The sequence below is a fragment of the Mycobacterium sp. 1165178.9 genome, from assembly GCF_001673555.1.
GTDB lineage: Bacteria > Actinomycetota > Actinomycetes > Mycobacteriales > Mycobacteriaceae > Mycobacterium.
The window spans coordinates 1-5489 of the sequence record NZ_LZMB01000008.1 but is presented as its reverse complement, the minus strand read 5'-3'; the positions used below and the strand labels follow the sequence as shown (position 1 = coordinate 5489).

At 65.5% G+C, this 5489-nt stretch carries 6 protein-coding genes and 1 pseudogene; 3 read left to right on the top strand and 4 right to left on the bottom strand.

Features of this window, described 5'->3' with window-relative positions:
* A partial coding sequence (locus A5652_RS00570; protein WP_156745072.1) for a PPE family protein occupies nt 1–753 on the bottom strand: 753 nt, incomplete at its 3' end.
* 92 nt (nt 754–845) lie between these two features.
* Nucleotides 846–1754, bottom strand: coding sequence for an oxygenase MpaB family protein (locus A5652_RS00565; RefSeq protein WP_067345424.1), 909 nt, complete (start codon nt 1752–1754; stop codon nt 846–848).
* Nucleotides 1755–1833: 79 nt separating this feature from the next.
* Here A5652_RS00565 and A5652_RS00560 point away from each other — a divergent pair, with 79 nt between their 5' ends.
* Nucleotides 1834–2496 carry a TetR/AcrR family transcriptional regulator gene (locus tag A5652_RS00560; RefSeq protein ID WP_067345420.1) on the top strand — a complete coding sequence of 221 codons (663 nt, stop codon included), beginning with the start codon at nt 1834–1836 and terminating at the stop codon, nt 2494–2496.
* A gap of 38 nt (nt 2497–2534) precedes the next feature.
* On the opposite strand, the gene A5652_RS00555 is transcribed toward A5652_RS00560, so the two are convergent.
* Nucleotides 2535–3083, bottom strand: coding sequence for a hypothetical protein (locus tag A5652_RS00555; RefSeq protein ID WP_067345417.1), 549 nt, complete (start codon nt 3081–3083; stop codon nt 2535–2537).
* Between the two features lie 31 nt (nt 3084–3114).
* Nucleotides 3115–3696, bottom strand: a complete 582-nt coding sequence (locus A5652_RS00550; RefSeq protein ID WP_067345414.1) for a VOC family protein — start codon at nt 3694–3696, stop codon at nt 3115–3117.
* 186 nt (nt 3697–3882) lie between these two features.
* On the opposite strand from A5652_RS00550, the gene A5652_RS00545 reads away from it, so the two are divergent.
* The gene (locus A5652_RS00545) at nt 3883–4428 is read left to right on the top strand and encodes a TetR/AcrR family transcriptional regulator (protein ID WP_197513674.1); all 546 of its coding nucleotides are present in this window, start codon (nt 3883–3885) and stop codon (nt 4426–4428) included.
* 14 nt (nt 4429–4442) lie between these two features.
* Nucleotides 4443–5420 (top strand): annotated as a pseudogene (locus A5652_RS00540) (alpha/beta hydrolase family protein); the annotation flags it as partial.
* Nucleotides 5421–5489: the final 69 nt, after the last annotated feature.

Here is a 5489-nt window from a genome sequence, read left to right as displayed (position 1 = left end):
CTCGAAATCCTCCAGCAGTTCCAGGGCGCGCACCACCCAGAAGATAGGGTCCGCGGCGTTGGCATAGGCGTCGTAGTCCAGCCCGTTCACCGTGCCCTCGGCGGGGTCCCAGTCGATCCCGAAGTTTTTCAGGATATTCGCGATAAAGTCGTTGAGCGGATTGTCGATCTTGGGATCGTGAAACGGGCTCCCCGAATCATCGTTCGAGTCATCGGATTTCACGATGGGCGGGGCCGGATCGGGTTGGGGTGTCGACGCGACGGCCGCGGTGGACACGGCTTGATACGTGGACATCGTGGTGGCCGCCTGGGTCCACATTCGCGCATAGTCGGCCTCGTTGACGGCGATGGGGACCGTGTTGACGCCGAAGAAATTCGTCGCCAGCAAGACTCCGTGCACAACGTGGTTGGTGGCCAGTTCCGCGAGTGTGGGCATGGCAGTCAGGGCTGCCGTGTATGCCGCCGCCACCACCTCGTGTTGACTGGCGGCCGTGGCGCTGTCGGCACTCGATTTCGTCAGCCAGGCTAGGTAGGGTGCATGCGCGGCAGCGTAAGACTCGCTCGTGGGCCCCTGCCAATCCCCAGTCTGGACTCCAGCGAGCAATGTGCTCAATTCCTCTGCGGCCGAGGCGTATTCGGCGCTCAGCTGTGACCAGGCATCGGCCGCGGCCAGCAATGGCCCGGGGCCGGGGCCGCTGCTGAGCAGCGCGGAATGCAGTTCGGGCGGCGAGGCCATCCAAATTGGCGCCGTCATAGGCACTCCTCAGGCTGGAAGGGTTACCAGACTGACGAAGCCTAATGAATATGATTATCGTTTTCAACTGACGGGCTAGCCGGCCCGGTCCGTCACACGAGCGGACGGCCCTTCTTGATCCTGCGGTCCAAATCGTGCAGCAAGACGTTGAACGGGAACTGCCGGATGAACCGCGGTAGATACCGGTTCACCGTGGCAAGCACGGCGATCAGCCTGTCGAAGCGGCGTTGCTTGGTTGCGTCCCAAGGCAGCCGCATCTCGTCGCGGAACCGCTGCGGCAAAAAACCCGTGGTGATCAGCAATGCGAAGTTCTCGGAGAGGCGCTGCAACCGTCGCGGCAGTCGCACGCCCCGAATCCGGTTGGCGGCAATGGGAAACAAGTACTCGCGCACGGCGTCGTCGATGTGCACCTTGGCCAGCGACTCTTCCCAATAACGGTCGAACGCGGCGCGGTCGGCGGGCCACATCTCCGGCGGCACCTGCAGAGTGGTGGCCAGCGTCATGCCCTCCCGATAGTGACGGTCGGCATCCTCGCCCTCGAGTTCACCGATGAACATGCGGTAGATGTCGACGCCGCCCTTGTACAGGCAGGCCCCCACCCACAACTGAAGCGCTGGATCGAAGGCGTTGTAGGACACCGGACTTTCCGCGGTGGAGTACACCTGCGCGTGGGCTCGGTTCACCGCGCGCCGGAACGCGTCCTTCTGGGCATCGGTGCCGTTGGTCGCCACGGCCAGGTAGGTGAAGGTCGTGCGGGCGCGCTTGATGGGGTGCAGGTCGACCCGGCCACTTTCGACGCGGCTCTCCATCACGCCGTATCCGACGCCGGGCTGCGCCAATTGCATGATCACGTTCGCCGGGCCGGCCAGCAGCGCGATTCCCATCAAGCCCTCGTCGATACCCAGTAGCCGCCCCCGCCTGCACCGCTGGCCGCGGGGCGGGTCGGTGACTCTGCGCTCGACGTGCCCAACCGGCTGGTGAACCGGCTCATGAATAGCCATCAGATCCTCCCGCAGCGCCGGGCGCTAATGTGCGAACGCTCGTTTCCTGATATTGTCGTGCGCGGCCGCAGGTGTCAAGATGGTTTCCATGAGCGACAGCGCGCGGCCGTATCGCGGGGTCGAGGCCGCCGAGCGCCTGGCCACCCGCCGTAATCGGCTGCTCGCCGCGGGCTTGGACCTGCTCGGGGCGGAGCACCAGAACGTCTCGGCGGTCACCGTCCGCGGCGTGTGCCGAGGCGCCGGCTTGGCCGCCAGATACTTCTACGAGAGCTTCGCCGACAAGGACGAGTTCGTCGGCGCGGTCTTCGACTGGGTGGTGGCCGGTCTGGCCGCAACCACCCAGGCCGCCGTCGCGGCAGCACCAGCGGCCGAACAGGCCCGCGCTTGCATGGCCGACATCGTGCGGACCATCACCGAAGACCCCCGCGTTGGGCGGCTGCTGTTCAGCACGCAGCTCGCCGATCCGGTGATCGTGCGCAAACGCGTCGAGTCCAGCGCGCTGTTCGCCATGCTGTCCGGTCAGCACGTCGGCCGCGCCCTCCAGGTCCCGTCCAACGAACGCATCAAGGCCGCAGCGCATTTCGTTGTCGGCGGCGTCGGGCAAACCATCAGCGCCTGGCTGGCCGGTGCCGTCCGACTGGAACCAGACCAGCTCGTCGATCAGCTGGCGGCGCTGCTCGACGAGCTCGCCGAGCCGAACCTGTACCGGCTCATCGAAACACGTGGCCTAGCGCCCACCTGAGTTCACAGCCGGCTGAGTCGAGCGAAACCTTCATCGGCTCAAGGGAACAGCGGCAGGTCCCAGAGCCGCATGCCGGGATGCAGCAGCCACAACCGCATCATGGTGAGCCGCATGATGCGCACCGCGCTGGTGATCATGAAGATCGCCAGCGGCACCTCAACCAGCACCGCCGTGATCACCGACAGCCAGATGTCCTTGGGCCCGGCGGTCATCAAATCGAACCACGCGTCGCAGATCAGCAGGACCCCGGTCGTGAAGGCGGCGAGCACCAGCAGTTGGCGGCGCAGGTATCCCAGCGCCGCCGTGGTCAGCATGAACCCGACCACCAGCACGTCGAAACCGATCCAGGTGATGGGCCAGTTGTGCGCGACGTAATTCTCGGGCAGCGTCACCGACAGATAGCCCAGCCACGGCACCATCGCCATGGAGCCACCGATCATCAGACTCAACCGGATGCGCCGCACCCGCGCCAGGAAGTCCGGGTCGATCACGTCGCCGAGCGGCTGCTCCAGCCTGGTGATCAGTTCCCGGCGTTGTTGGGGCGTCAGCGCCGCGATCTGCGCGTCGGTCAGAATGCCGTCGGTCATGGGAATATCCCTCCGGCTCGGCCCGGTCGGATCAGTGCGCCGCACCCACCGGAGGCCGGCGGTCGGCCGCGGTCTTGGGCACCGCCCGGGCGTCGCCGCTTGTGAATTCCTTTACCCAGCAGGCGAATTCGAGGGTGATGCCATCCGGATCCTGGAAATAGAACGAGCGCACGTAAACGCCGGGATGCATGGTCGCGGACACCTGCATGGGGCTCTCGTCGTGATTGAGCACGGGCCCGACCCGCACCCCTTTGTCCTTGAGGAGCTGGCGGTAGGCGTCGAACTTCTCGGGCGGCACGTGGAAGGCCAAATGATTCATGGTGCTGACGGCGCTGGTGATGTCGCCGATGCCCGGGATGGCGCCCGGCGACGAGATCCCCGGCACCCGGTCGGCGGCGTCGGCGAACCAGAAGAATGCGACGCAGTCGCCGTTTCCGGCGTCGAAGAAGAAATGCTGACCCGCACCGTCGGGTAAATCCAGCGATTTGATCAGCGGCATGCCGAGGATATTGCTATAGAAGTCCACGGTTTTCGCCATGTCCGAACACACCAGGGCGACATGGTTTATCCCGCCGAGTTCGAATTCCGTGTTGGTGTTGTGCGGCTTGATCATGTGGTGGCTCCCCTCGGTCCCCGGCTTGAAGATCCTGGCCAAGATCCAAATCTGAATCTAACATCAGTTTCAGTTTTAGCCCAGGGAGGTGCGCAGGTGTCGACCGCGGCGTCCCCGGCTGGCCGGGACGGCCAGCCCGCCGAGCTTCCCACCGTTCGAGGCAGGCGCACGCAGGCCGCCATCGATATGGCCGCCCGGACCGTCATCTCGCGCAAGGGCGTCCTGGCCACGACCATCGCCGACATCGCCGCCGAAGCCGGGCGGTCAGCGGCATCGTTCTACAACTACTACGACTCGAAAGAGGCGATGGTGCGTCAGTGGGCGCAGCGCTTCCGCGACGAGGCCAACGAACGCGCTCTCTCGGTGACCGAACATGGTTTGTCCGATCGGGAGCGTGCGCACGCCGCGGCTTCCGCACATTGGCACACCTACCGCAATCGGCTCGCCGAGGTGATCAGCGTGTCACAGCTGGCGATGATCAACGATGACTTCGCCCGATACTGGGCCGAGATCTGTGAAATACCAATCTCTTTCATAGCCGAGTCGGTCCGACGCGCCCAGGCGCAGGGCTATTGCCCCGACGACGATCCGCGGCTGCTCGCCGAGGCCATCGTGGCGATGTTCAACCAGTTCTGCTACATCCAGCTCGGCGGGGACCATGCGGTGGAACCCGACGATCAGGCCTGCATCCGAACCCTGGCCAACATCTACTACCGAGCCATCTACGCGTGAGGGGGACCGCTGAATTGACTCGTCGTACCGGTGCCGGAGTGATCCGCGAATTCGTCGGGCTGCCGTCCCCCAGCGCGGGGCGCGCGGGCGCGGGCGGGCACCCGTGTCAGGGTCTGTATCACCGGGGGGTGGGACGCAAACCCAGAGTGGCGGTGATCGCCACGCACTACCAGATCGACTTCTCCGAGCACTATCTCGCCGACTACATGGCCACCCGCGGCATCGGGTTTCTGGGCTGGAACAACAGGTTTCGCGGCTTCGAAAGCAGCTTCCTACTCGACCACGCTCTGGTCGACATCGGGGTCGGCGTCCGCTGGCTGCGTGAGGTGCAGGGCGTGGATACCGTTGTGCTGTTGGGCAATTCGGGTGGCGGCTCGCTGATGGCCGCGTACCAGTCGCAGGCCGTCGAACCGAACGTCACCCCGCTGGACGGGATGCGCCCGGCGGCAGGGGTGACCGAATTGCCCCGCGCAGACGGCTACGTGGCTACCGCCGCCCATCCCGGCCGCCCCGAGGTGCTCACCGCCTGGATGGACGCCGCGGTCGTCGACGAGAACGACCCCGTCGCCACCGACGCCGACCTCGACCTGTTCGACGAGCGCAACGGCCCGCCCTACTCACCGGAATTTCTCGCCCGCTACCGCAAAGCGCAGACCGCACGCAATCACGCGATCACCGACTGGGCCGAAACCGAGCTCAAACGCGTTCGCGCGGCGGGTTTTTCCGACCGCCCGTTTTCCGTGATGCGGACCTGGGCCGATCCCCGCATGGTCGACGCCAGCATCGAGCCCACCAAACGGCAGCCAAACATGTGCTACGCCGGTATCCCGGCCAAGGCGAATCGCTCGGCACAGGGGATCGCGGCGGCCTGCACGCTGCGCAACTGGCTGAGCATGTGGAGCCTGCGGGCGGCGCAGACCCGCGCCGAACCGCACCTGGCCCGAATCACCTGTCCCGCCCTGGTGATCAACGCCGAAGCCGACACCGGGGTGGTGAAGTAGTGGTCGGTGTCCACCGATGCCTGCGTTTTGTCGGTGCTGGCGAGTGCGTCGAAAATGCGT